Raw genomic sequence first — 24,450 nt, 5'->3', positions numbered from 1 at the left:
CGCGCCGTTCCTACACGCCCAGGTAAGCGCTCCGGACCCGGTCGTCGGTCATGAGTTCGTGCTGGGTGCCCTGCAGGCTGACCTGTCCGCTTTCCAGAACGTAGCCGCGGTGGGCGATTCCCAGGGCCGCGAAGGCGTTCTGTTCGGCCAGCAGCACGCTGACTCCGGCCTCGTTGACCCGCTGCACGGCGGCAAAGACCTGCTCGACCACCAGCGGCGCGAGGCCCAGCGAGGGTTCGTCCAGCAGCAGCAGTTGCGGGCGGGCCATCAGCGAGCGGGCGATGGCGACCATCTGCTGCTGCCCGCCCGACAGGCTGCCGGCCGGCGCATGGCGTTTTTTCACGAGATCGGGAAACAGGGTGTAGACCCGCTCCAGCTCGCGGGCCGTTCCTGCCGCGTCCTTGCGGTGAATGAAGGCCCCCAGGCGTAGGTTCTTCTCCACGCTCAGGTCCGGGAACAGCAGGCGGCCCTCGGGGCACTGGGCCACGCCGTGCGCGACGTTGTACTCGGGCCGGCCCCCGGTCAGGGGCGTGCCGTTCCAGGTGGCGCTGCCGCCGCTCGCCTTCTGCAGCCCGGAGAGCGTGCGGAACAGCGTGCTCTTGCCCGCACCGTTGGCTCCCAGCAGCACCACAATCTCGCCGGGGTTGACGTTCAGGCCCACGCCGTGCAGGGCGGTGAAATGGCCGTAATTGACGGTCAGGTCGCGGACCTCAAGCATGGGCGCCCTCCGTGCCGGCCTGACCCATCTGGCCGCCGTGGGCGTGGCTGCCCAGATACGCCTCGATCACGGCGGGGTCGCGGCTGACCTGGTTGGGCGGGCCCTCGGCAATCTTCTGGCCGTGGTGCAGCACCAGAATCTCATCGGCCAGGCCCATCACTAGGCTCATCTTGTGTTCCACCAGCGCCACGCTCAGGCCGCCGGCCACCAGATCGCGGATCAGGGCCATCAGGTTGACCGTCTCCTCGGGATTCATCCCGGCGGCGGGTTCGTCCAGCAGCAGCAGCTTGGGGTCGCTCGACAGCGCCATGGCGATGCCCACCCGCTTCTGACCTTCCTGGGTCAGCGCGCCGGCCAGCTGATGGGCCTGTCCGGCCAGCCCCACCCGCTCCAGGGCGGCCATCCCCCCGGAACGGCTTTCTTCTTCGTCGCGGCGCTCACGTCCGGTGCGCAGCAGGGCGTCCCACAGCCCGGCACGGGTGCGGACCCGGTGGCCGATCATGGCGTTTTCCAGCACGCTGAGTTCCTTGTAGATGGTGGTGGTCTGGAAGGTGCGGGCAATGCCGCGCGCAACGACCTCATGGGTGGGCAGCCGGGTGATGTCCTGGCCCAGAAAGCGGATGCGTCCCGTGGTGGGCTGGTAAAAGCCCGAGATCAGGTTGAAGAAGGTGCTCTTGCCCGCGCCGTTGGGGCCAATGATGGCAGTGATCTGCCCGGCCTCGATGCTGGCGGTGACGTCCTGCACGGCATGGTTGCCGCCGAAGCGGATGCCCAGATTCTGAACTTCAAGCACGTTTGGCCTCCGTTTTGGGGGCCGCCGGGGCCCGGCGTGCCCGGAACCGGTCCCACAGGCCGGCCAGCCCCTGCGGCGCGAACATGATCATCAGCACGAGCAGCGGGCCAAAGACGATGTACTGGTAATCCTGCAGTCCCTTGAGGTTCTGGGTCAGGGTGTACAGCACCGCCGGGCCCAGCAGCGGGCCGGCCAGGGTGCCCAGGCCTCCCACGAGCAGGTACAGCAGGACGGTGAAGGTCTGCACCGGCCCGGTGGCCGCCGAGCCCAGGAAACCCACGTACACGGCGTACAGGCCGCCGGCGAAGCCCGCGATGGCCGTCGAGAGCATCATGGCCCGCAGCTTGTGCGAGTACACGTCGATGCCCGCGCTGCGCGCCAGATCATCGCCGCCACGAATGGCGATCAGCGAGCGGCCAAACACGCTGCCCCGCGCCCGCGCCACGGCGAGCACCGTCAGCGCGAGCGAGATCAGGGCCAGGTAGTAAAAGCCGCCCGAGAGCTTCAGGCCGACCGCCCGTGACGCCGCTTCCAGTCCTTCCGGAGGAAGAATTCCGTTCAGGCCGTCGTTGCCGCCGGTCAGGGAGTCCCATTTGTTGATCACCAGCATGATGATCACGCCCACGCCCAGCGTGAAGATGGAAAAGGCGTCTCCCTTGGTCCGGAAGGCCACCAGACCCAGCAGCAACCCGGCCAGCGCACAGATCACCACGGCGACCGGCCACGCCAGCCAGAAGTTCCAGCCGGCCTTGAGGGTCAGGATGCCGACCGCGTACGCACCGATGCCGAAGAAGCCGGCGTGTGCCAGCGGCAGCAGCCCGGTGTAGCCCAGCAGCACGTTCAGGCCGTAGGCCAGGATGGCGTAGATCATGATGTTCACGCCGATGTCGAGCATGTAGCCCGAGGGGCTGAACAGCGGGACCAGCGCGGCCAGCGCGAACACGATGACCCAGGTGAGCCAGCCCCAGATGGGCCGGCGGGGCGGCAGAACATTGCCCCTCACGTGCCCCTCCGGAACAGGCCCTGGGGACGCAGGGCGAGCACGAGCACCAGCATGGCAAAGCCAATCACGTCCGCGAAGTCCAGGCTGATGTAGAAGCCGCCGAAGACCTCGGAAAAGGCCAGCAGAAAGGCCCCCACGATGGCTCCCGGCACGCTGCCCATGCCGCCCAGGATGATGATGGCGAAGACCTTGAGGTTCATGATCTCGCCCATGCTGGGGGCCACGGCATTGATCGGTGCGATCAGGGCCGCCGCCACCGCCGCGAGCGCTCCGGAAATGGCGAAGGTCAGCATGCCCACCCGGTTGGTGTTGATGCCCATCAGGCGCGCCCCCTCACGGTTCTGCGACATGGCTTCCAGGGTGGCGCCGGTCAGGGTGCGTTTCAGGAAGTAGTTCAGGCCCAGCATCACCACGACGCTGGCGACGATTACGATCAGGCGTTGCCACGTGATGATCACGCCGCCCAAGTTGACGATGCCGCTTACCGGCTCGCTGATCTGTTTAAAGTCCGGTCCCCAGATCAGCTGCACGGCGGCCTCCAGAAAGAACAGCACCCCGACGGCCGCGATCATGGGATGCACGTGCGGAGCGTTGCGCAGCGGGTAGAAGATGGCCCGTTCCATGAAGGCAGCGAGCAGCGCCACGCCCGCGGCGGCGATCAGCAGCGCGGGCACGTAGCCCACGCCCAGGCCGCTCAGGGAGGCGTAGGTCAGGTAGGCGCCGAGCATGTACAGGCCCCCGTGCGCGAAGTTGGGTACGCGCATCACGCCGTAAACCAGCGTCAGGCCCAGCGCGACCAGGGCATAGACCCCGCCCAGCGCCAGGGCATTGAAGAGTTGTTGCAAGAAGGTGGTCAAGCGGTGATCCTCCAGAAAAAGGGCAAACAGGGAAAGGGCAGATGAAATGACGCTGATGTTACAGAGCAGTCAATCCGGGCAATCAAAACGCGCCCCGTGAAACACAGTCGGGGCGCGGGCAGCGGGACAACGCCCGGTGAAGCGCGGGGGCCGTCCCTCCCGCCTTACTTGTAAACCTTGTCGACGCGCAGTTTGGTGTACTTGCCGTTCTTGACGCTGGCGATGATGAACTCGGCGTCGGCGTGGCCACCTTCCGAAACGCCTTTCATCTTGTAGATGGTCTTGCTCTGGGGCAGCGCCTTGGCGGCGGCGTCCAGCTTGGCGCGGATCTTGACCGGATCCTCGGTGGTGCCGGCGAGTTCCATGGCCTTGGCGAGCACGTTGATGCCCATGTAGTTCAGGGCCGCCTCACTGGTGGGAATCTTCTTGTAGGCACGCTGGTACTGGTTAACGAAGACCTGAGTCCCGGCGAATTCCTTGGTGGGCAGCACGCCCACCGAGCCGTCGAGGTAGGAGATGGGCACGACCTGATCCATCTGCTCGAACTTGGCTTGGTCCATCACGATGAAGCCGCCCTTGAAGCCCTGCTCGCGGGCTGCCTTGATCACCAGCGCGGTAGGCTGGCTGGGCCCGCCCACAAACAGCACGTCGGGCTTCTCGGCCAGCGCCTTGGTAACGGCGCTGCTGTAGTCCACGGTGGTGCCGTAGTCCACACCGTTGTTGCTGCCGACCGTGCCGCCCTGCTTCTTCCACTCGCCGGTCACGGCCTCGGCCCACTGCTTGCCGTAGGCACTGGTGGTGCCGACCATGCCCAGCTTCTTGCCAAAGGCCTTCATCTGGGTGCTCACGAACGGCTGCAGGTAGTTGTCGTAGCGCGGCGGCAGCATGAAAGTCATCGGGTTCTTGGCTTCCAGGATCTTGGGCTCGGAGGAGTAGGCCACCAGCAGGAATTCGGGGTCGCGCGTGGTCATGGGCTGCACGGTCAGGATGCCCCCGGCGTGCGGCACGAAGATCACGTTGATGTCCTGACTGGTCAACCTCTTGACGTTGGTGGCCGTTTCGTTGGGCAGATAACGGTCGTCCAGGCTGACCAGTTTGAAGGTCACCTTCTCGCCGTTCACGGTAACGCCGCCCGCCTTGTTGATATCGTTGATGCCCATCTCAATGCCGCTCTGGACATCCTTGCCGTAAAAAGCGGCGCCGCCCGACAGGGGGCCGCTGTAGCCGATGTTCACGACCTTGTCGGCGAAGGCTGAGCCGGCCAGAGCTGCGAATAGGGCAGGAAAAAGAAGTCTTTGCTTCATAAGTGAGCCTCCAGAATTCAAACGTGTGGCGGTTGCCAAGCGACGCTGAACGCAGTCCAAGTTGTGCGTGGCACACATGCTGGCATGGTGGCCGAAGGGTGTCAAATGCCTGGGCCCCATTTCATGAAGTTGTCAGTTGGGAAGTGGGGGCGCGGCCGGTACAGGCGACGGGCCATCGCTGCGGATGACGGCGGCGTCTGCGAGGGCCTGGGGGACCGGGCGGGACCCGCCGATCATGTTTGTTCTGCCTGGTCCGGGTACGTGGGGCGGCGTAGACGTCTGGGCCTCCGCACCGGCCGTGCGGACGGCCCCCTGCGCTAGAACAGAAGGCAGTGACGAACGAACATGCAGACAGGGTAGAGGCTCCGCGCAGCCGCGCACGGATGCTGGAGCTGGTGTTTCCCAAGGACACCAATTATCTGGGAACGGCTTTTGGGGGCTGGGTGCTCTCCCTGATGGACAAGGCCGCCAGCGTGGCGGCGGTGCGGCACGGCGGGGCCAATGTGGTCACGGCCCGCATGGACGGAGTGGATTTCCGGGTGCCGATCCGGGTGGGCGACGCGGTGGCGCTGGACGCGCAGGTGGTCAAGGTGGGCCGCAGCAGCATGACCGTGCGGGTCGACGTGTACCGCGAGACGATGGCGACCGGGCAGCAGGAGCTCGCGACCACCGGCTTTTTTGTGTTCGTGGCGCTGGACGAGGAGGGCAAGCCCCGCACGGTTGCTCCGCTGCCCGAGGGTCAGGACACCCGCAGCGCCGATCCGGACCCCGACGCCCGGCCGTGAGCGCCGCGCCGCTGACGCTGACGCTGGTGCGCCACGGCGCCACCGACTGGAACGCAGAGGGCCGCTGGCAGGGCTGGACCGACACGCCGCTGGGCACGCTGGGACAGACCCAGGCCCGGCAGCTGGCCCGCCGGCTGGCCGGCCACCGCTTTGACGCCGCGTATGCCAGCGACCTGAGCCGCGCGCTGCGTACCGCCGAGATCATCCTGCCCAGTGTTGTGGTGACGAGAGACGCGCGGCTGCGCGAACTGAATTTCGGCCAGTACGAGGGAGCGACCCGTGAAACGATCCAGAACGATCCCCGGTACGCCGCGTGGCAGATGGACCCCTGGACCCTTCCGGCCCCCGGCGGCGAGAGTTTGCTGACGGTCGCCGACCGCCTGCAGGCCTGGGCGGAAGAACTGCCGGGCGGGCAGGTCGTTGCCGTCTCGCACGGGGCCGCCATCCGGGCGCTGCTGTGCGCGCTGTTTGGCTGGCCGGCCACGCCCCAGCCGGGATATGTGCTGCCCTTTGCGTACCGGCTGGCCCACACCGGACTGACCCGGCTGTCGCGCCGGGAAGGCCGCTGGACGCTGCATACCTACAACGACCACGCCCATCTCGACGGCGGTGACTGAGGCGGACGCAGGGGTCCATGCTTTACCCTGCACTCCATGCTGACGTTCGAGGAGGCTGCGCGGCGCTTGCCGGACGACGTGGTGCCGGAGGTGGCCCGGCTGGCGGCGCAGGGGGTGGCCGGCGTGCTCGTGCCCCCGGACTTCGAGGAAGCGTTTTACCGGGGCGGCAACCTGCCCGAGCAGCTGGGCCGGCTGTTTGCGGCGATCAATCCGGCGCGGATTGATGAGGATGCGCTGGAACCCCTGGCCGTGCGGGCCGGAGCACTGATCCGCACGACCTACCTGATGGACGACGCGGTGCAGGCGTTTTACCGCGCACTGGACCGCGCCGGGCTGGACCGCGGTGAGGTGCATGTTCGCCGCCCCGGAACGCAGACCGCCGAGGCCGCACACGTCACCCCACCCGGCACCGCGGCCCTGCAGGCGGTCAAACGGGTGTGGGCCGCCGACTGGACCTTTGGGGCGGTGCTGGACCGGCTGGACACGACCGCAGGTGTGGGTCTGGAGGCACGCGCCACCCTGATCCTGCCCGGCCCGCCCGGTCGGCCGGACCCGGAGCAGGCGGCGCGGCTGGGCGTGGGCACCGCGCTGGTCAATCCGGCGGGTCTGGTCGGTCTGTTTTGAAGGGTGTCGGTGGGGCCGCCGGACTGACGGTCAGCACGCACGCGCCGTCCCCGCTGGTGTTCGCGGCGCTGGGAACGCTGGTTTTCCTGAACGTGTACGCGCCGCAGAGCCTGTTGCCGGTGCTGGCCACCGAATTCCAGGCCGGAGCGGCCGGCGTGGGTTTTGTGGTGGGGGCGACCACGCTGGCCATGGCGCTGGCCTCGCCGCTGGTCGGCGTGCTCGCCGACGCGCTGGGGCGGCGCAGCACGGTCATCTGGGCTTTTGCGCTGCTTGCGCTGCCCGCCGTGCTGGCAGCCTTTGCCCCCACCCTCGCGGCGCTGAACGCTGCCCGCTTTGCCCAGGGCCTGCTGATTCCCGGCGTGATGGTGGCGCTGAACGCCCTGATTGCCGAGGAGGTGCCGGCCGCCGGCCGCGCCCGCGCCCTGACCATGTACGTGACCGGAACGGTGCTCGGCGGGTTCCTGGGCCGGTTCCTGGCCGGACTGGTCGCGGTGCGCTGGGGTTGGCACGCCGCCTTCTGGCTGCTCGCAGCGACCTCGCTGGCGGGGTTCGGGCTGGCCCGGCGCGCGTTGCCGGCAGAGCGCGAGTTCCTGCCGCAGCGCGACCTGCGCTCGGTCCTGGCCGGGCTGGGCGCCCACCTGCGCAATGCGCGGCTGCTCGCCACCTGCGCGGTGGGCTTTCTGATCCTGTTCACGCTGGTCGGTACCTTCAACACGCTGACGCTGCGTCTGGCGGCCCCGCCCTATGCCCTGAATACCGCCCAGACCGGTCTGGTGTTTGCGGTGTACCTGCTGGGGGTGGTGATCACGCCGGTGGCGGGGCCGCTGCTCGCCGCACGGGGACCGCGGTTCGCGCTGCTCAGTGCGGTGGGGGCCAGCATCCTGGGTCTGTTGCTGACGCTGGCCGAACCGCTGGGAGTAGTGATCGCCGGGGTCGCCGCCGGGGCCTGCGGGGTGTTCCTGGCGCAGTCCGCCGCCCTGAGCGCCGTGCAGCGCGAGGTCACGCGGGCACGCAGCCTGGCCTCGGGGCTGTACCACCTGGCGTATTACGGTGGAGCCGCCGCCGCCAGCGTCGTGGCAGGCCACACTTTCGAGGCCGGAGGCTGGCCGGCGGTCGTCGCGCTGGTGGTGGGCAGCATGGTTCTGGCCGGGGTGGTCGGCGGTCTGGGCTGGCGCCGCTGAGGGCGGCCGGCCTGCCAGCCGGCGATGTTCAGCACCCAGTAGCTGCCGGCCGCGCCGTTCGCCTGCGCGGCGCTGCCGTGGGCCGCCGGGCTGAACATCGCGGCGCAGTGGCTGGGGCTGTCCTGCCACGCCGCGATGATCTCGGCCGGTTGGGTCAGGCCGGGGCCGGCGGCCAGACTCTCGGCGAACAGCAGGGAGGTGCCGCGGGGCGGGGCGGGCACGTACCCCGCCGCCACCATGCGCCGCGCCGGGGTGCTGCCGTTCGGTCCCCGGTGGGCGAGGGCCAGGGTTCCGGAGGCCGCCAGCTGCCGCCCGTACAGGGTCGCCGACTGGTGCAGGTGTCCTTCGAAGCTCAGCGGCGGAGCGGCCCCGAAGGTCTGCCGGCCTCCGCCCGCCCGCGCACAGGTGCCGCCGCGGGCCCGCTCGGCGTTGACTGCAGTGAGCAGTTCGGCCTCGGCCTCTGAACGGGGAAATCCAGCCAACGGGGTCAGGGCCGGGGTAAACCCGGCGGGCGAGTCATAGCTGAAGGTGTCGGCGTTGTCGGCGTCCACCACCTGAACCTCCACGCCCGCGCCGGTTCCCGGACCGGGACTGGCCTCCGGCGCACGGCCACCTCCACAGGCCGTCAGGGCGGCCAGACACAGCAGGGTCAGGGAGCGGGACACGGTGAACTGGAACATGGGGGAAACCTCCGGGGAGCAGGAACAGAGCCGGGTGCTGAGACCGCCAGCGTAGCCGCCGCCGCCCTTCACGGGCCTGACACGTCCCGGCCTGCCCTGCACATGAAGGGCGGCGGCGAAGCGCTAGCCTCGGGCCATGAACCTGCAGCAGCTCACCGCCCCCGGCGCCTACCCCGGCCTGCACCTGACCGCACACGACGGCGGCATTCTGGAAGTCGTGATCCGCGCCGAGAAGACCCTGAACAGCGTCAATGCGGACGCCCACCGCGCCCTGACCCAGGTGTGGCGCGACATTGACGCCGCCGCGGGCGTGCGCTGCGTTCTGATTCGCGGCGAGGGCCGCGGGTTCTCGTCGGGGGGCGACTTTTCGCTGATTGAGGAGATGAGCAGTGATTTCACCGCCCTGGCCCGCGTGTGGCGCGAGGCCCGCGACCTCGTGTACAACGTCATCAACTGCGGCAAGCCCATCGTGAGCGCCATTCACGGCCCGTGTGTGGGAGCGGGGCTGGCGGTGGCGCTGCTCTCGGATGTGAGCGTCGCGGCCAGGACCGCGCGCATTCTGGACGGCCACGTGCGGCTGGGCGTGGCGGCGGGCGACCACGCCGCGATCATCTGGCCGCTGCTGTGCGGGCTGAACAAGGCCAAGTACCACCTGATGACCGGCGAGCCTGTTTCCGGGGAGGAGGCCGAGCGCATCGGTCTGGTCAGCCTGTGTGTTCCCGACGAGGAACTTCTGGACCGGGCGTGGAAGGTGGCCCGCACCCTGGCGGCGGGCAGCCCCACGGCGGTGCGCTGGACCAAGTACGCCCTGAACAACTGGCTGCGTGCCATGGGCCCGACCTTTGACGCGAGCCTGGCGCTGGAATTCCTGGGATTTACCGGCCCCGACGTGCGTGAGGGCCTGAGCAGCCTGCGCGAGAAACGCGAGCCCAGGTTTCAGGAAGACGCGCCGATCTGACGCGCCGGCCGGGCGCAGCGGCGCGGTCCGAGGCTGTCTCCGCTTGGGGAACGCCCCGCGCCGCTGCGCCCGCCGCCGCGTTATTGTGAACCGAAAAACCATCCTCAGGAGGGATATCTATGACGAACAAAGCACCCGTCCGCGTCGCTGTTACCGGCGCCGCTGGTCAGATCGGTTACAGCCTGCTGTTCCGTATCGCGTCCGGCGACATGCTGGGCAAGGATCAGCCTGTCATTCTGCAACTGCTGGAAGTCACTCCGGCCCTCAAGGCCCTGCAGGGCGTGGTCATGGAGCTGCGCGACTGTGCGTTCCCCCTGCTCGCCGACATCGTGACCAGCGACGACCCGATGGTCGCCTTCAAGGACGCCGACTACGCGCTGCTCGTCGGCGCGATGCCGCGTAAGGCGGGCATGGAGCGCGGCGACCTGCTCTCGGCCAACGGCGGCATCTTCAAGCCCCAGGGCGAGGCGCTGAACAAGGTGGCCAGCCGGGGCGTGAAGGTGCTCGTGGTGGGCAACCCCGCCAACACCAACGCCCTGATCGCCCAGCAGAACGCTCCCGACCTGAACCCCGGTCAATTCACGGCCATGGTCCGTCTGGACCACAACCGCGCCATCTCGCAGCTGGCCGAGAAGACCGGTCAGCCGGTGGACGCCATCCAGAACATCACCATCTGGGGAAACCACTCCTCGACCCAGTACCCGGACCTCAGCGCGGCCACCGTGAACGGCCAGCCGGCCCTGGACACAGTGGACCGCGAGTGGTACGAGGGAACCTACATCCCCACCGTTGCCAAACGCGGCGCCGCCATCATCGAGGCGCGCGGAGCGAGTAGCGCGGCGAGTGCGGCGAGCGCGGCCATTGACCACATGCGCGACTGGGCGCTGGGCACCCCCGAGGGCCAGTGGGTCAGCATGGGCATTCCCAGTGACGGCAGCTACGGGGTTCCCGAGGGCCTGATCTACGGCTTCCCGGTCAAGTGCAGCGGCGGGCAGTACGAGATCGTGCAGGGCCTGGACGTCTCCGACTTCAGCCGGGGCAAGATGGACGCCACCGCCCAGGAACTGCAGGAAGAACGCGACGAGGTCCGCAAACTCGGCCTGGTCAAGTAAGACCGGGCGTTCGACAGGGGGGTGAGGCTGAACGGGCCTCGCTCCCCTGTCCGGTTCCGCGGACCAGGAACTACAGGCCCACGTAGCGCGCCCGGGGCCGGATCAGGGTGCCCTCTCGGAGCGTTTCTAAGCTGTGGGCCAGCCACCCGCTGGCGCGGGCCAGGGCGAACAGGGTCAGTGAGTCGTCGGCCCCGCGCCCCAGGGTCAGGGTCAGTGCGCCCAGGGCAAGGTCAATGTTGGGGTGCTCGCCGGTCTCGGCCCGGATCACCCGCTGCACCTCGCCGGCGGCCTGCACGGCGGAGGCCGCGGGATGCGCCGCGTTCAGGGCCGCGAGCAGGGCGCGCGCGCGCGGATCACCGTCCGGGTACAGGCGGTGGCCGAAGCCGGGCGGGCCAACGTGGCGGCGCTCCGCGTCCCGCAGTGCGGTCCGGGCCCCGGCGCGCAGGGCGGCGCTCAGCAGATCGTGGGCGCTGAGGGCCGCCAGTCCATGCCGCGGCCCCTGCAGGGCGCACAGGGCCGCCAGGGTGGCGTGGTGCAGGCCCGCGCCGCTGCTCGCGGTCACCCGGGCGGCAAAGGTACTGACATTCAGTTCATGGTCGGCGAGCAGCACCAGGGCGCGTCGCAGCAGCCCAGCGTCGCGGGGCACGCCCCAGGCGCGGGCGAGCCGGGCATGCAGCGGCAGATCGGGGGCCGCCGGCACGCCCTCATACCGCTCCAGCGTGGCGTACAGCAGGCTCAATACGCGGGCGGCGCGGGCGGGCAGCGCCGCGCTGCGGCGGTCCAGCGCGCCCACGTCCTGCGCTCCGGCGTGGGCCAGCGCGTGCGCGAAGGCCTCGGCCGCGCCGATGCGGTCCGGGCCGCGCTGCGAAAAGGTGCGCCCCAGGTGCAGCCGGGCCCGCAGCGGCAACGCGGCCCAGCCCCCGGCCTCGCCGGTCCACAGCAGCGCGGCAACCTCCTCAACGGTCGCCGTCTCTGCCAGGACCACGGCGTCCTGGCCCCGGTAGCTCAGGGAGCCGTCCGCAATGTGGGTCAGGGCGCTGGGAAGGACCGGGGCGCCCCATTCCAGCGCGCCGCCCACGGCGGTCTGCACGGCGTCGTGAACCGCGCCTGCCGGATCTCGCCGCGCGCCCTGCCGGGCCACCAGAGCGCGCACGTCCTCGGCGTGGTAGCGCCGTTCACGGGTGCCCGGCGGTCCCGGCTCGCTGCGGACCAGACCGCGGGAGACATACGCGTACAGCGTGGCCGGCTTGACCCCCAGCAGGGCCGTCGCCTGTGCGGTACTCAGCAGCCGGGGGAGCGGGCCGCCGTCTGATTCCGGGGAGGGCAGGGGAGGGGGTTTCACGTTCAGACCGACGGTAGCAGAGCCGGGCCGCCCCGGGCCGCCGCGCCCACCGGTCCTCGGTCCTCCTCCTACTTGCCGGCCGCCGACGCCAGCGTGGCACGCAGGGCCGCCCCGGCGTTCAGCGTTCCGCTGCCGCAGGTACGGGCCGGATCGGGGTCGCAGCGGCCGGCCGGAAACGGCGTGGCGCTGCGGGTCAGCGTGCTGCTCAGCGCGGCGGGAGAGAGCTTGGGGCGCACGCTGAGCAGCAGGCTGGCCACCCCGCTGGCGTGCGGCGCGGCGAAGCTGGTGCCGTTGGGTGTGCGCTCCCCGCCCGGCCCGCTGAGGCTGCTGACCACCACGCCGTGATCGGCCTCCCCGCCCGGCGCGGCCAGGGACACGGCCCGGCCCCAGTTGGCATACCCGGGCCGCGTTCCTTCCCGGGTCACGCTGGTGACGGTCAGGACGTTCCGGCATCCGGCGGGCGAGTAGCCGCGCGAGTCCGCGCCGTCGTTGGCCGCCCCGGCGATCACCAGTGCGCCCCGGGCCGTCACGTCGTCCACGGCCTTCTGGATGCGGGCGTCGCAGCCGGTCAGTGGAATGAAGTCGGCAAACAGACTCAGGTTCAGGATCTTCGCCGGACGGGGATTGGCGGGCACTCCGGGCACGCTCAGGCCTGCCGCCCAGCGCAGGCCATCGGCGAGATCGTGGGGATCAATCAGGCCGTCGACCCCCGCGACCCGCACCTGCACGATGCGCGCCGCCGGATTGAGGCCGGCCATGCCCCGGCCGTCGTGCGCGGCGGCGATGATGTTGGCGATCGTCTCGGCGTGATAGGCGAAGGGGCCCAGGCCCGAGGCGTCCGCGTCGCGGCCGTCGCCGTCCCCGGCCCGCGCGGGGTCACTCACGAAGTCGTAGCCGTTGGTCACGCGGCCCGTCAGCTCGGGCGAGTTCACGTAGCCGGTATCGATCACCGCCACGGTGACCGGCGCGGCGCGGGCGGGGCCGCCCGGCAGCTGGGCCCACGCCTCCGGGGCGCCGATGGCCGCCATGTCCCACTGCCGGGGATACAGCGGATCGCGGGGCCGGTAGGCGGCCGGGGCCGCAGGCGGCTGAGACAGACCCGGCCGGGCGGGCGCAGGCGTCCGGGGCAGCAGCGGGGGCGTGGGCTGGGCGGGCGTCGGCGGGGCCGGAGCGATTTCCGGCAGCGGGGTGGGGGCCGCCGGGGGGGGCGTGGCCGGGGCGGGTACAGGGGCCGCCTGGCCTGGCGGCAGGGCCGGGATATCGCCCGGCTTCACCGCGCTGCCTTCTACGGTCAGCGCGGCGGCACACAGCAGGGGCAGGGTCAGCAGGGACAGGGCTCGGCGCGTCACCCCGTCAGTCTGCCGTTCCCAGCTGACGGGCGGCTGAGGGACAGGGGAGTGGGGCTTGGCGATACCATCACGCCATGATCTCTGTTTCCCCCTGCGCCCCACGCCGCGTGGTGGTCCTGACCGGGGCCTCCAGCGGCATCGGGCTCGCCACGGCGCACGAACTCTCGGCCCGCGGGTACGCGCTGGTGCTGGCGGCCCGCCGCGCCGACAGCCTGACGGCCCTGGCCCATGAACTCGATCCCAGCGGCTCGCGCGTGCTGGCCGTTCCCACCGACGTGACCGACGCCGGGTCCCGGAGAGCCCTGATCGAGGCCGCCCACGCGCATTTCGGGCGCGTTGACGTGCTCGTCAACAACGCCGGGGTCACGGTGGAACAGGGCTGGTGGTGGGACGACCCCGATCCGCTGCGCGTGATTCGCGTGAATCTGGAAGCGCCCATCGAACTGGTCCATCTGGTGCTGCCGGAGATGCGCTCGCGCGGCAGCGGGCACATCGTCAACATCGGCTCGGTGGCGGGGCGGGTGGCGACCAACGGCATGTACAGCGCGAGCAAGTATGGCCTGCGCGGATTTTCCCTGGGGCTGCGGCGCGAACTGCTCGGCAGCGGCGTGGAGGTCAGTCTGGTCGCTCCCGGTTTCGTGAAGAGCGAGATGACCGCCCGCGCCCGCCTGCCCATGCCGGGACCGGAGGTGGTGGCCCGTGCGGTGGCCGGGGTGCTGGAGCACCCCCGCCGCGAGGTGACCGTGCCGGGCCTGTACCGCGCCGTGGCCGCGCTGGACCTTCTGTTGCCCGGGTTGGCCGATGTGCTGGTGCGGCGGGTGATCATCGCGCGGCGCTACGGACATGCCCGCGGGGACTGAGGGCCGCGCAGCAGGCCGGCCCGTTCTGCCGGGTGCTGGCGGACGGGGGCGGGCCTGAGAACACCGGGCCTGAAAACATGAAGGGGGTGGCAAGTCCCGCCGGGGCTCGGGGCAGGACCGCACCTTAAACTGGGCGCGTGAATCCGGTCAAGACGGTCTTCAAGGCGTTGCTGCCCGTGCTGGAACGCGGGCTGCTCGCGGCAGACCGGGCGGTCAGCGGTTACGTGCAGCCGCGGCGGGCGCGGGGCAAGCTGATCTTGCAGCCCTACGTGGGCTGGGGCACCCCGCAGGGCGTTGAACTGATGGGGCGGGTGTTGCTGCCACGCACCCTGCACCCCGCACGGCGCGGGGATCCCCGCTGGCGCAACTTCAGCAACAGCATGCGCCGGCTACTGTCGCGCGAGGTCGGTGGCGTGCGGGTTCATGGCGTGCTGGCCGATCTGGAGGCCAGCGCCGTGAGCAACGCGGACGGGTATTTCACCCTGAACTTTGCCTCCCCCTCCCCGCTGCCCGGCGGCTGGCACGAGGTGGTGCTGAGCATGGAGGGTAAGGCGGGGCACACCCGCGCCCAGGCCCAGGTGGTGGCCGGGGCCCGTTTCGGCATCATCAGCGATCTGGACGACACCGTGATCCAGTCGGACGTGACCAGCCTGCCGCGCATGATCGGCACGGCCCTGACCGGCAACGCGCGCACCCGCTCGCCGTTTCCCGGCGTGGGAGAGCTGTACCGGGCCCTGACCCGCAACGGCGAGGCCCGCAACCCGATCTTCTACGTATCCAGCAGTCCGTGGAACTTCTTTGACCTGCTGTGGCAGTTTCTGGATTACCGCCGCATTCCGCTGGGCCCGCTGTTCCTGCGCAACTGGGGTGAGGGACTGATGGCCGGCCACGGCGGCCACAAGCACGGCATCATCGAGGCGCTGTTCACGCGCTTTCCCGACCTGAAGTTTGTCCTGATCGGCGACAGCGGTGAACAGGACCCGGTCATCTACTCCGAGATCGTTCACCGCCATGCGGGCCGGGTGCTGGCGGTCTACATCCGTGACCTGACCGGCGCGGCCCGCAACGACGACGTGCTGAAGCTACGCGAGGAACTGCGCCGCGCCGGGGTGGATCTGGTGCTGGCCGCCGACAGCCTGAACGCCGCGAGCCACGCGATGGCGATGGGCCTGATCACTCCCGGCGAGTACCGCAGCGTGCTGACCAGCGTGACGAACAGCTACCGGCGCTGAGTGGCCGGGCAGCCGGGGGCGCGGCCCTGAGCCCGGGTCCGTCCCGGCTCCTGAGGGCTGCACTGCCCCCTGGTGGGTACCGGAACAGTGAACCTGTCAGGTCTTCACCCCGGCAGGCCCGGTCCGAGCCGCTACCCTGGGCGGGTGATTCTGTCTCCGAATGTCTCCGGCTTCACGCCCCAGCAGCAGACCGTGGTGGACCGCGCGGCGCAGGCGATCCGGCAGCATGCCCGGGCCTGTGAGGAGGCCCAGGACGTGACGCCCGCCGCCGCCGCCGCCCTGAGGGACAGCGGGTACACCCGCCTGACCCTGCCCCAGGAGCGTGGCGGCCTGGGCGCGTCTCTGGAGCAGTTTGCGCGGGCCCAGCTGATCCTGGGGCAGGCGGACGCCAGTCTCGCGCTGGTGCTGGCGATGCACGGTCACGTGACCGGAGCGGCCTTTCAGGGGCAGACCCTGCCCGAGCCGTTGCTGCGGGCGCTGGCAGAGGCTGGGGTGCGTGGAGAACTGCTCAACGCCCTGGCCAGCGAGCCGGAACTGGGCAGCCCGTCGCGGGGCGGTCTGCCGCAGACCACCGCCGCGCCGGACGGCACCGGGTTCGAGGCGGGAGGCTGGAGAATCACGGGCCGCAAGACGTGGTGTACCGGGGCGCGGGCGCTGAACCACGCCCTGGTGACCGCCACCGCGCCGGACGGACAGGTGGGCCGCTACTGGGTGGATCTGAGTGGCCCGGGCGTCCGCATTGAGTCCACCTGGCAGGACGCACTGGCCCTGCGCGGCAGCGGCAGCCACGACGTGGTATTCACGGACGCGCCCGCCACGCTGCACGCCCCGCCCGCCCCCGGCCATCCGGCCAGCGCCGCGTGGTTCTGGACCGCCATCGCCGCCACCTACCTGGGGGTGGGCTTCGCGGCCCTGAGCGCCGTGACGGCCTACGCCCGCGAGCGCACGCCGACCGCACTGGGAGCGCCCATCGCCACCCTGCCGCGTGTGCAGGAGAACGTGGGGCGCATGGCCGCCGGGCTGGAAGCGGCGCGCACCCTGCTGCTGGAGGCGAGCGCCCGCTGGGACGCCGACCCGGCTGCCGGGGCCCTGCCCCTGATCGGCGCGGCCAAGGCGCGGGCGACCGGCGCGGCGGTGGAGGCCAGCGACCTCGCGTCCCGGACGGCGGGCGGGGCCGCCCTGACGTCAGCGTTGCCCCTGGAAAAACTGCTGCGCGACGCCCGTGCCGGGCTGACCCACCCCCCCACCGAGGACACGGCCCACACGGCGCTGGGTCGGCAATTGCTGGAAGAAAACGGGCACTGAGGGCAAGACGGGCGGGAGATTCAGTTCTCCCGCCCGTCTCTGAAACTGGGTTTACTCCGGACTGTTGCCACCCCGGCGTCCCCGGCGGCGGCGGCGGCGCTTGGCATCGTCGCCCTGGGGGGCGCTGGCCTGGGCCGGCTGCGGCTGGGTGCTGGCGTTGCCCTGGGCAGCCTGCGCCTGGGCCGGTCGCTGACCCTGGCCCTGCGGACGGCCGTTCGGGCGCTGCACCGCGCCGCGGTCGTTGCCGCCGCGGGTGTGGCCGCGCGCTCCACGCGCTCCGCTGCCCCGGTCCCCGCCGCGGTCATTGCCGCGCCCGCTGCGGCCAAAGTCGCGGCGTCCGCCGCCCTCGCCGTCCTCGGGGGGCATGTTCTCCAGTGTCCAGTCGCCGAAGTACATGCGCTGCACGGTGATGTTCACCGGGCGCAGGTGCTCGTTGCGGGGCCGCTCCAGCGTCACCACACGCCGGGCGCCGCGCCGGGGCGCAGACGCAGCGCCGCCGCCCTCGGGGGCGTCCATGCGCACGCCGCCGAAGGTGCGGCCCTGGCCCTGCGCGGACCCGGTCCGGCCCTGGGTGCCGCGGCCGCGGCCTCCCTGACGGCCTGAGCCCGCAGCGCCCGCGGCCGACGCCGCCGGGGCCGGTTCGTCCAGCGTGAACTTCCGGGGCTCGCTGACGGGCACGCTCTGCAGTTTCTCGCGCTTTTCCTGCTCGCGGTCTTCGCGGCGGCGGGCGCGGGGTTTGACGGGTGAATCCATGGTCTGCTCCTCGTTGAAGGTACCGGGCCGGTAGTCCGGGTCAGTCGGATCGGCCAGCGTGAAGTCGGTCTGGCGGGCCAGCGGTTTGACGCTGCTGATGGTCACGTTCAGGGCGTCGCCCAGGCGGTAGCTCTTGCCCCGGCTGCGGCCCCGCAGCATCTGCGCGTCCTCGATGTAGACGTAGTAATCGTCGTCCAGGTTGCTGATGTGCAGCTTGCCTTCCACGCCGTTGTCGAGCGCCACGTACAGCCCGCTGGCGACCACGCCCGACACGTTGCCGGGGAAGGACTGGCCCAGGTGTTCCTGCGCCCACTTGGCCTGGTAGTACTTGGTCAGGTCGCGCTCGGCCTCGGAGGCGGTGCGCTCGCGTTCGCTGGTGTGGTCGCCCATGCCCGGCAGGCGGCCTTGCAGCTGCGCGACCTCGCGGTTGCCGGCCCTGAGCTCACCGTCCAGAATGCCCTTGATGACGCGGTGAACGAGCAGGTCCGGGTAGCGGCGGATCGGCGAGGTGAAGTGCAGGTACTCGTCGAAGGCCAGCCCGAAGTGCCCCAGGTTCTCCCCAGCGTACTTGGCCTGCTGCATGGAGCGCAGCAAAAGCGTGTTGACCACGCTCTCGCGGTTGGTTCCACGCACTTCCTTGAGGACTGCCTGGTACGCCTGCGGGGTTGGCTCGCCGCCCGGGAAGGCGAAGCCCAGCCGCCCAATGGCCGCCGTCACGTCCTGAAAACGCTGCAGCGTGGGTTCCTCGTGAATTCGGAACAGGGCGGGTACCTCACGCTCGATCAGGAAGTGGGCCACCACCTTGTTCGCCAGAAGCATCAGGTCCTCGATCATGCCGCGCGCCGTTTCCTCGCGGATCGGGATCAGCTCCATGCGGCCGTCCTTGCCGACGTCCACCTTGACCTCACGCAGCTTGAAGTCCAGGGATCCCTCACGCAGCCGCTTCTGACGCAGCTTGGAGGTGATCTTGAGCAGCAGGTGCAGGTCGCCTTCCAGGGCGCGGGCCGCCTCGGGCAGCGTGGCGGTGGCCTCGCTGTAGGCCTGCACCTCGTCGTAGGTCAGCCGCGCCTTGGAATTGATCACGCTGGGCGCGATCTTGACGTCCAGAATGTCGCCCTCGGCCGACAGCTCGATCAGGGCCGTCATGGTCAGGCGGTCCTGGTACGGCACCAGGCTGCACACGCCGTTGCTGAGGTGCTCGGGCAGCATGGGCAGCACGCGGCCAGGCAGGTACACCGAAGTGGCGCGGGCGTAGGCCTCGTCGTCCAGCGGCGTGCCCTCCTGCACGTAGTGGCTCACGTCCGCGATGTGGACGCCCACCACGAAGTGGCCTTCCGGCGTGGGCTGAATGTGAATGGCGTCGTCAAAGTCCTTGGCGTCGCGCCCGTCCACCGTGAAGATGTTGTATCCGCGCAGATCCAGGCGGCCACGCAGCGCCTCCGCCGGAATCTCGGTGGGAATGGCGTTGGCCTGCGCCGTCACCTCGTCCGGGAACTCGCCGCGCAGCCCGAACTTCACGATCACCGCCTCGGTCTCGGTCTCGGGATCGTCCTCGGCCCCCAGTACCCGCGTGACCTGTCCGAACACCTCGTCCTCGCCGGTGTTCTCCGGCCAGAACAGCTCGGTCACGACGCGCGCGCCCGCTTCCAGCTCCTCGATGCCCTCGGGCAGCACCAGGATGCGGTGGCGTGCCCGGTGGTCGTCGGGCTTCAGGATGGGGTGGCCGTGGTGGTATTCCAGAGTGCCCACCAGCTGCTTGTACGCCCGCTGCACGATGCGCACCACGCTGGCACGCGGGCTGCCGTCTCCCTTCTGGCCGCGCCTGGGGCCTCCGCCGCGTCCGGTGTCGCCGCGCCCCTCCATGCGGATCAGCACGATGTCGCCGTTCCAGGCTTCCAGGGTCTGCTCGGCAGACACGTAGAAGTCCTCGCCGCCGCTGTCGGGAATCACGAAGCCAAAGCCCGCCGCCGACGCCTGGAAGCGTCCGCGCACCAGGCTCATGGCCTCGGGCAGGCCGTAGGTCTTCTTGCGGGTGCGGATTACCTCGCCGCCCTCCACCAGACCGTCGAGCAGCTCTTCGAGCTCCCGCCAGCCGCCGATGCGGTTGATGGCCTGACGGGTAAAGGTGCGTTCCAGGTCGCGCACGTGCAGCGGGCGGCCCAGTTTGCGCAGCTGCGCGATCACCAGGTCGCGCACGGGGTCGGCCCCGGGCAGAGGCGCCTCGTCTGTCTGGCCCCGGTTTGCCGGATCCGTGTCGGCCGGAACCTCGGGGTCGGTGGGTGTGGCAACGGGCGCACTCGCTTCAGCGGCGGCTTCGGCGGCCCGCTTGCCCCGGGTTCCACGGCCGCGTGGCCGGGGCTGCGGCTGGCGCTCCGAGGCGTCCTGTACGGCAGCGGGCGAGTCCACAGGTGGATCGGCGTGGGTGGCGGCGACCGTCTGCACAGCGGCCGGCACGGTGGGAGCGTCGTCCTCCGTCCCGGGAAGCCCGGACACGGCCTCCACCCCGCTGAGTACGTCGGGCAGGGGAGGGGCAGGCGGCGTCTTCTTGCGGCCCCGGCGCGGCTTGGGCATTTCCAGAATCAGCGGAGCGTCCTCGGGGACCTCTTCTGGCTCGGCCTGTGCGGCGGCCCTGGGCTTGCGGCCCCGGCGGGAAGTTCTGGGGGCCTCCGGTGCCTGCTCGGCCGGGACGGGCGTGGCTTCTGCGGCGGGCTGCTCCTCCGTGGGAACGGCCTCCACCTCCGCCACTTCGGCGGGGACGGACTCGGGCGTCTGTTCGGATTGGGGCTGCTCGGGCTGGGGCTGCGCCGCTGCGGCAGGCCTGCGGCCCCGACGTTTGGCCGGTGCTGGTGCCGCCTCTGGAGTTTCTTCGGGAGCGGTCGCCTGGGGCGTGGCGGCCGGGGTCGGTTCCGGCACCTGCGGCTCGGACGCGGTGGCCCGGGGGGGGCGGCCCCGGCGGGATTTCTTGCCGGTGGGGGCCTCAGGGACCTCGAGCGGGGGCACAGCGGCGAGCACCTCGGTGTCTGCGGCGGATGCCGGAGCCGGGGGGTTGCTCGTGTCCAGGCTGGTGTCGGTGGCCGTCTCCACGTCGGAGGCGGCCGAACGGTCCACCCTGGACTTCACCGTGCGGGATTTCCGGGCCGGCGTCGGGGCCGCAGCAGGCACGTCGGCGCTGGCTGCCGGCTGCTCAGGCACGGCAGGCTGGTCAGAAGCCGCCGTCTTGCGGGGGGCCGGCTTCTTGCGGCCCTCGGCCGAGCGGGTGCTCTTCCTGGCCTTGGTGCTGGAAGGTGGGGCGGGGTTGGTCTCGGGCGCGGCATCCACCGCTGGGGGCGTGGCAGGCTGCCGACGCGAGGCTGTTTTGCGCTGTACGGGCTTTTTGGATTCGGCGCTGGTCTGAACAACGTCTTCCTGCGCCTTATCCTGTTTCTTCACTTTAGGCATTAACGCACCTGGTCGCTCAGGACGCGCCCGTGGGGGTTATGTCGTGGGGCGCGCGGTTCCCTTCTCGTCCTCTGCACCATCTCCGGCGCTTGAGGGAAAACACGCGCGCAACCCGCCCACGGGAACTGGTGATCGCTTCCTCGGGTCGCGCCGGTGCCACGGCCCCCGCTGGGGCCAACCGCAGTCCTCTGGACCGGCGGGGAGTGGCGGCGCTGTCCTGAAACCCGGCAGCACGCGCAGCATAACATGTCCCGGCAAAGGGCATTGTTCATGGGGAGTTTACGGGTGGGCCGGGAACGCCTCTGCCTGCCGCAACATCCCACTCAGCGGCGCGTGGTCGCTGAGCCGGGCCGCCCGGTCGGCGCGCACCCCGCACACCTCCACGCCACAGGACAGCAGGTAATCAATGCGCCAGCCGACATTGTTGTCGTATGCCCCCGCGCGGTTGCTCCACCACGTGTACTCGGCCTCGTCGCCCAAGTTGGCGCGGTGGGTGTCGGTCAGGCCCAGTTCCAGGTGGGCACCCATCCACTCGCGCTCATGGGGCAGAAAGCCGCTGTTCTTGCGGTTGCTGCGCCAGTTTTTCAGGTCGATTTCCCGGTGCGCGATGTTGTAGTCCCCGCCGATCACCAGCGGCCTTCCCTCGGCGATCAGTGCGGCGGTCCAGGCCTGGAAATCGCCCAGCACGCGGTCCTTGAAGCCCTGCCGTGCCTCCCCGCTGCTGCCGCTGGGCAGGTACACGCTCACGAACCGCACGCCGGCCACCACCGCGCTCAGCACCCGGCCCTCGGCGTCCATCTCGCCGTGGACCATGCCCGTCCGGACATCTTCCAGCGGGTGGCGGGCCAGAATCGCCACACCGCTGTAGCCGGCCTTGTGCGCCGGAAACCACGCGCTGTGGTAGCCCAGGTGGGCCAGGGCGCCGGGCTGGGGATCGGCACGCACCTCCTGCAGCAGCAACACGTCGGGCTGCTCGCGCGCTGCCCAGTCGGCCAGTCCCTTGCGCAGGGCGCTGCGAATGCCGTTGACATTCAGGGTCGTTACTTTCAGCGGGGGGCCAGCCGGAGGCGTCTGCGCGGTCATCGGGGCCGAGCATAGCGTGGCGTCTGTGCCCGGCCGTCCGGGGGTGGGAACAGACATGTTTAAGACATGTTCAGCCAGCTCATGTCCGTTCAGCACCCGCTTTCGGCTACGCTGGGACATCATGGCCGACCTCAAGTTCCGCAACGAATCCGATGGACAGGAATTCCAGATGACGCATCCCAGGGCGGCCCGTGTCCTCAAGGACATTCAGGGCTGGGCCCAGCAGAACGGTTTTGAGCATGTGGTTTTCTGGCGCGATGAGGAAGACGAACACAAGCTGTGGGTGCAGCTCGGGGAGGACCGGCTGAACTACTGGATCCACAGCAGCACCTTCACCGAGGGCAAGCACGATACCGTGGAAATGCAGATGGACTACGCTCGGGGAGCCCAGCGCCGCAGCGCCGCCGGGTACGCCAAGTTCGACAAGTAAGGCGGGGGGACACCGTCCGGGATTGCGGGGGCCACTGGCTCCCCTTCTTCATTTCTGGTTTCTTTTCGGGGGGTGGGACAATCGGCCAGCTGCCGCGTGAGCGGACGCTGTGCGCACGTTCACCCGCCGGCCAGTAGGCTTCTGCTCCGACGCAGGCTCGCCTGCACGGGGCCGGAGTTCCTGGCCTCGTGTGGTCTCAACTGCTGTCCCTCTTTGCTGCACAGCGCGGCCACTCCGTCCGGGCGGTCCCGGCAGGGCCCCACGGGTGATGTGACGGAGAAGGCCCCTTCCGGAAGAAGGCCGCGCCACAGGTCATTTACGATTCGGTCAAGAAGCCTCCATGCAATCCTGAGATTAGCGGGGGGCTTACCTTCGGGTTCCCGGCCACAGGCGACAGTGACCGCATGAAATTTTCCAACGTGCTGTACATCCTCGGTTACGCCTCCATCCTGCTGTCGGCCGGCAACTTCCTGAAGGGCAAGGCGGAAGACGGCAAAAAACAGGACGTCAAGGAACGCGACGGTCTGTTCCTGGGCCACTGGGCCCCGACCTTCTTCATCCTGGGCAAGGTGGCCGAGGACCGGGAGAAGGAAGGCCGCAGCCTGTTCGATTTCAACTGAGCGTCCGCCGCACAAGCGAGAACACCCGGTGTCAAGCCGGGTGTTCTCGCTTTGCGTTCCTGCAGGCTCTACATGTCCATGCGCGTTTTCAGGAAGTTGGTCATGACCGCGCCCCGCTTGTAAAAGGGGTTGTCCATGATCTTGATGTACAGCGGAATGGTGGTTTTGGGACCCTGGATCACGGTTTCTTCCAGGGCGCGCTTCATGCGGGCAATCGCCTCGGCGCGGTCGTCATGGTGCACGATCAGCTTGCCGATCAGGCTGTCGTAGTGCGGTGGGATCACGTAGCCGGTATACGCGTGGCTGTCCACCCGCACGCCGGGGCCGCCCGCAAAATGCACGTCGTCGATCTTGCCCGCCGCCGGCCGGAAGTCCTTGTCGGGGTCCTCGGCGTTCAGGCGGCATTCGATGGCGTGGCCGCGCAGTTTCACGTCTTCCTGCTTGAGCTTCAGGCCGTGACCCGAGGCGATCTCCAGCTGCATGCGCACCAGATCGAGGCCGCTGATCATTTCACTGACGCAGTGCTCGACCTGAATGCGGGTGTTCATCTCCATGAAGTAGTAGTTGCCGTCGCGGTCCACGATGAATTCCAGCGTTCCCGCCCCGGCGTAGTTGACGTGCTGCGCGAGCCGCACGCCCGCCGCCAGGATCTCCTGACGCAGGCTGTCGGGCAGGGTGCTGGGCGCCTCCTCGATCAGCTTCTGGTTGCGCCGCTGGATGGAACAGTCACGCTCGCCGATGTGGATGACGTGGCCGGTGCCGTCGCCCATCACCTGCACCTCCACGTGCCGGAATTCCTCCAGGAACTTCTCCATGATCAGCGCCGGGTCGCTGAAGTACAGCCGGGCTTCCTCGCGGGCCTGATCGAAGCCCTTCTTGAGCTCGTCCTGGGTACGGATGACCTTCTGACCGCGCCCGCCGCCGCCGGCACTGGCTTTGAGCAGCACCGGATAGCCGATCTGCTTGGCGGCCAGGATGGCGGCGTCCAGGTCCTGAAGCACGCCGGTCCCCGGCACCACCGGCACCTTGGAGGCGGCGGCGATCTCCCGGCCGCCCGCCTTGCTGCCCAGGGCGCGCATGCTCTCGGGCGTGGGGCCAATGAAGACCAGCCCATGTTCACGGCACATCTCGGCAAAATCAGGGTTCTCGGCCATGAAGCCGTAGCCGGGGTGAATTGCCTCGGCGCCGGTCATCAGCGCCGCCGAGAGGATGTTGGGAATGTTCAGGTACGAGGCGTTGCTGGCGGGCGGGCCCACGCACACCGATTCGTCGGCAAGCAGGACCGGCAGGCTCTTCTCGTCGGCGGTGGAGTACACCACGACCGTCTGGACGCCCAGCTCGCGCGCCGTGCGGATCACGCGCAGGGCAATCTCACCGCGGTTGGCAATCAGGATCTTCTTGAACAC

21 protein-coding genes are annotated in these 24,450 nt (G+C 69.8%); 11 read left to right on the top strand and 10 right to left on the bottom strand.

The features are described from left to right. Positions 1-10: 10 nt before the first annotated feature. The 5 genes from IEY21_RS05170 to IEY21_RS05150 all read right to left on the bottom strand — a co-directional run bounded on the left by IEY21_RS05170 (position 11) and on the right by IEY21_RS05150 (position 4,675). Positions 11-718, bottom strand: coding sequence for an ABC transporter ATP-binding protein (locus IEY21_RS05170; protein ID WP_188902041.1), 708 nt, complete (start codon positions 716-718; stop codon positions 11-13). Beyond that, the gene (locus IEY21_RS05165; protein ID WP_188902039.1) at positions 711-1,511 is read right to left on the bottom strand and encodes an ABC transporter ATP-binding protein; all 801 of its coding nucleotides are present in this window, start codon (positions 1,509-1,511) and stop codon (positions 711-713) included. Before IEY21_RS05165 ends, IEY21_RS05170 begins: the two co-directional genes overlap by 8 nt. Then, entirely contained in the window at positions 1,504-2,406 is a 903-nt protein-coding gene (locus IEY21_RS05160; RefSeq protein WP_188902110.1) for a branched-chain amino acid ABC transporter permease, read from the bottom strand. The genes IEY21_RS05165 and IEY21_RS05160 overlap by 8 nt, the downstream gene beginning before the upstream one ends. A gap of 104 nt (positions 2,407-2,510) precedes the next feature. Beyond that, entirely contained in the window at positions 2,511-3,371 is an 861-nt protein-coding gene (locus IEY21_RS05155; RefSeq protein ID WP_188902037.1) for a branched-chain amino acid ABC transporter permease, read from the bottom strand. Between the two features lie 164 nt (positions 3,372-3,535). Beyond that, a complete protein-coding gene (locus IEY21_RS05150) occupies positions 3,536-4,675 on the bottom strand; it encodes an ABC transporter substrate-binding protein (RefSeq protein WP_188902035.1) in 1,140 nt (379 codons plus the stop codon). Between the two features lie 383 nt (positions 4,676-5,058). Here IEY21_RS05150 and IEY21_RS05145 point away from each other — a divergent pair, with 383 nt between their 5' ends. From IEY21_RS05145 to IEY21_RS05120, 6 genes are all read left to right on the top strand, one after another. Further along, positions 5,059-5,460: an acyl-CoA thioesterase gene (locus IEY21_RS05145; RefSeq protein ID WP_188902107.1), complete on the top strand. Its 402-nt coding sequence runs from the start codon at positions 5,059-5,061 to the stop codon at positions 5,458-5,460. Next, positions 5,457-6,077 (top strand): histidine phosphatase family protein, encoded by a 621-nt coding sequence (locus IEY21_RS05140; protein ID WP_188902033.1) that lies wholly within the window; start codon positions 5,457-5,459, stop codon positions 6,075-6,077. The genes IEY21_RS05145 and IEY21_RS05140 overlap by 4 nt, the downstream gene beginning before the upstream one ends. Before the next feature lie 36 nt (positions 6,078-6,113). Continuing rightward, positions 6,114-6,701 (top strand): hypothetical protein, encoded by a 588-nt coding sequence (locus IEY21_RS05135; RefSeq protein ID WP_188902031.1) that lies wholly within the window; start codon positions 6,114-6,116, stop codon positions 6,699-6,701. Then, positions 6,698-7,882, top strand: a complete 1,185-nt coding sequence (locus IEY21_RS05130) for an MFS transporter (protein ID WP_229752899.1) — start codon at positions 6,698-6,700, stop codon at positions 7,880-7,882. Before IEY21_RS05135 ends, IEY21_RS05130 begins: the two co-directional genes overlap by 4 nt. An 816-nt stretch (positions 7,883-8,698) precedes the next feature. Then, positions 8,699-9,520, top strand: coding sequence for an enoyl-CoA hydratase/isomerase family protein (locus IEY21_RS05125; RefSeq protein WP_188902029.1), 822 nt, complete (start codon positions 8,699-8,701; stop codon positions 9,518-9,520). Positions 9,521-9,639: 119 nt separating this feature from the next. Continuing rightward, positions 9,640-10,632 carry a malate dehydrogenase gene (locus IEY21_RS05120; RefSeq protein WP_188902027.1) on the top strand — a complete coding sequence of 331 codons (993 nt, stop codon included), beginning with the start codon at positions 9,640-9,642 and terminating at the stop codon, positions 10,630-10,632. A 70-nt stretch (positions 10,633-10,702) separates the two neighbouring features. Here the strand turns inward: IEY21_RS05120 and IEY21_RS05115 are convergent, their stop codons facing one another. After that, positions 10,703-11,974, bottom strand: a complete 1,272-nt coding sequence (locus IEY21_RS05115; protein WP_229752898.1) for a citrate synthase — start codon at positions 11,972-11,974, stop codon at positions 10,703-10,705. Positions 11,975-12,042: 68 nt separating this feature from the next. Continuing rightward, on the bottom strand, positions 12,043-13,323 hold the full coding sequence (locus IEY21_RS05110) for a S8 family serine peptidase (RefSeq protein WP_229752897.1): 1,281 nt from the start codon (positions 13,321-13,323) through the stop codon (positions 12,043-12,045). A gap of 74 nt (positions 13,324-13,397) precedes the next feature. On the opposite strand from IEY21_RS05110, the gene IEY21_RS05105 reads away from it, so the two are divergent. From IEY21_RS05105 to IEY21_RS05095, 3 genes are all read left to right on the top strand, one after another. Further along, complete coding sequence (locus tag IEY21_RS05105; protein ID WP_188902025.1) at positions 13,398-14,183, top strand: SDR family NAD(P)-dependent oxidoreductase; 786 nt, start codon at positions 13,398-13,400, stop codon at positions 14,181-14,183. 137 nt (positions 14,184-14,320) lie between these two features. Then, on the top strand, positions 14,321-15,415 hold the full coding sequence (locus IEY21_RS05100; RefSeq protein ID WP_188902023.1) for an App1 family protein phosphatidate phosphatase: 1,095 nt from the start codon (positions 14,321-14,323) through the stop codon (positions 15,413-15,415). A gap of 144 nt (positions 15,416-15,559) precedes the next feature. Beyond that, a complete protein-coding gene (locus IEY21_RS05095; protein ID WP_229752896.1) occupies positions 15,560-16,720 on the top strand; it encodes an acyl-CoA dehydrogenase family protein in 1,161 nt (386 codons plus the stop codon). Between the two features lie 51 nt (positions 16,721-16,771). Here IEY21_RS05095 and rnr read toward each other — a convergent pair whose 3' ends face one another. Both rnr and IEY21_RS05085 read right to left on the bottom strand, forming a co-directional pair. Then, a complete protein-coding gene (gene rnr / locus IEY21_RS05090) occupies positions 16,772-20,911 on the bottom strand; it encodes a ribonuclease R (RefSeq protein WP_188902021.1) in 4,140 nt (1,379 codons plus the stop codon). A gap of 279 nt (positions 20,912-21,190) precedes the next feature. Beyond that, positions 21,191-21,994, bottom strand: coding sequence for an exodeoxyribonuclease III (locus IEY21_RS05085; protein ID WP_188902019.1), 804 nt, complete (start codon positions 21,992-21,994; stop codon positions 21,191-21,193). Positions 21,995-22,115: 121 nt separating this feature from the next. On the opposite strand from IEY21_RS05085, the gene IEY21_RS05080 reads away from it, so the two are divergent. Continuing rightward, positions 22,116-22,424 carry a hypothetical protein gene (locus IEY21_RS05080; RefSeq protein ID WP_188902017.1) on the top strand — a complete coding sequence of 103 codons (309 nt, stop codon included), beginning with the start codon at positions 22,116-22,118 and terminating at the stop codon, positions 22,422-22,424. Between the two features lie 404 nt (positions 22,425-22,828). Beyond that, complete coding sequence (locus IEY21_RS05075; protein WP_188902015.1) at positions 22,829-23,044, top strand: hypothetical protein; 216 nt, start codon at positions 22,829-22,831, stop codon at positions 23,042-23,044. Between the two features lie 68 nt (positions 23,045-23,112). Here the strand turns inward: IEY21_RS05075 and accC are convergent, their stop codons facing one another. Then, positions 23,113-24,450 (bottom strand): acetyl-CoA carboxylase biotin carboxylase subunit, encoded by a 1,338-nt coding sequence (gene accC, locus IEY21_RS05070; protein WP_188902014.1) that lies wholly within the window; start codon positions 24,448-24,450, stop codon positions 23,113-23,115.

Origin of the sequence: Deinococcus aerophilus (assembly GCF_014647075.1) — a bacterium.
GTDB lineage: Bacteria > Deinococcota > Deinococci > Deinococcales > Deinococcaceae > Deinococcus > Deinococcus aerophilus.
The sequence above is the reverse complement of the archived record's forward strand: the minus strand, read 5'-3'. Positions and strand labels throughout refer to the sequence as shown.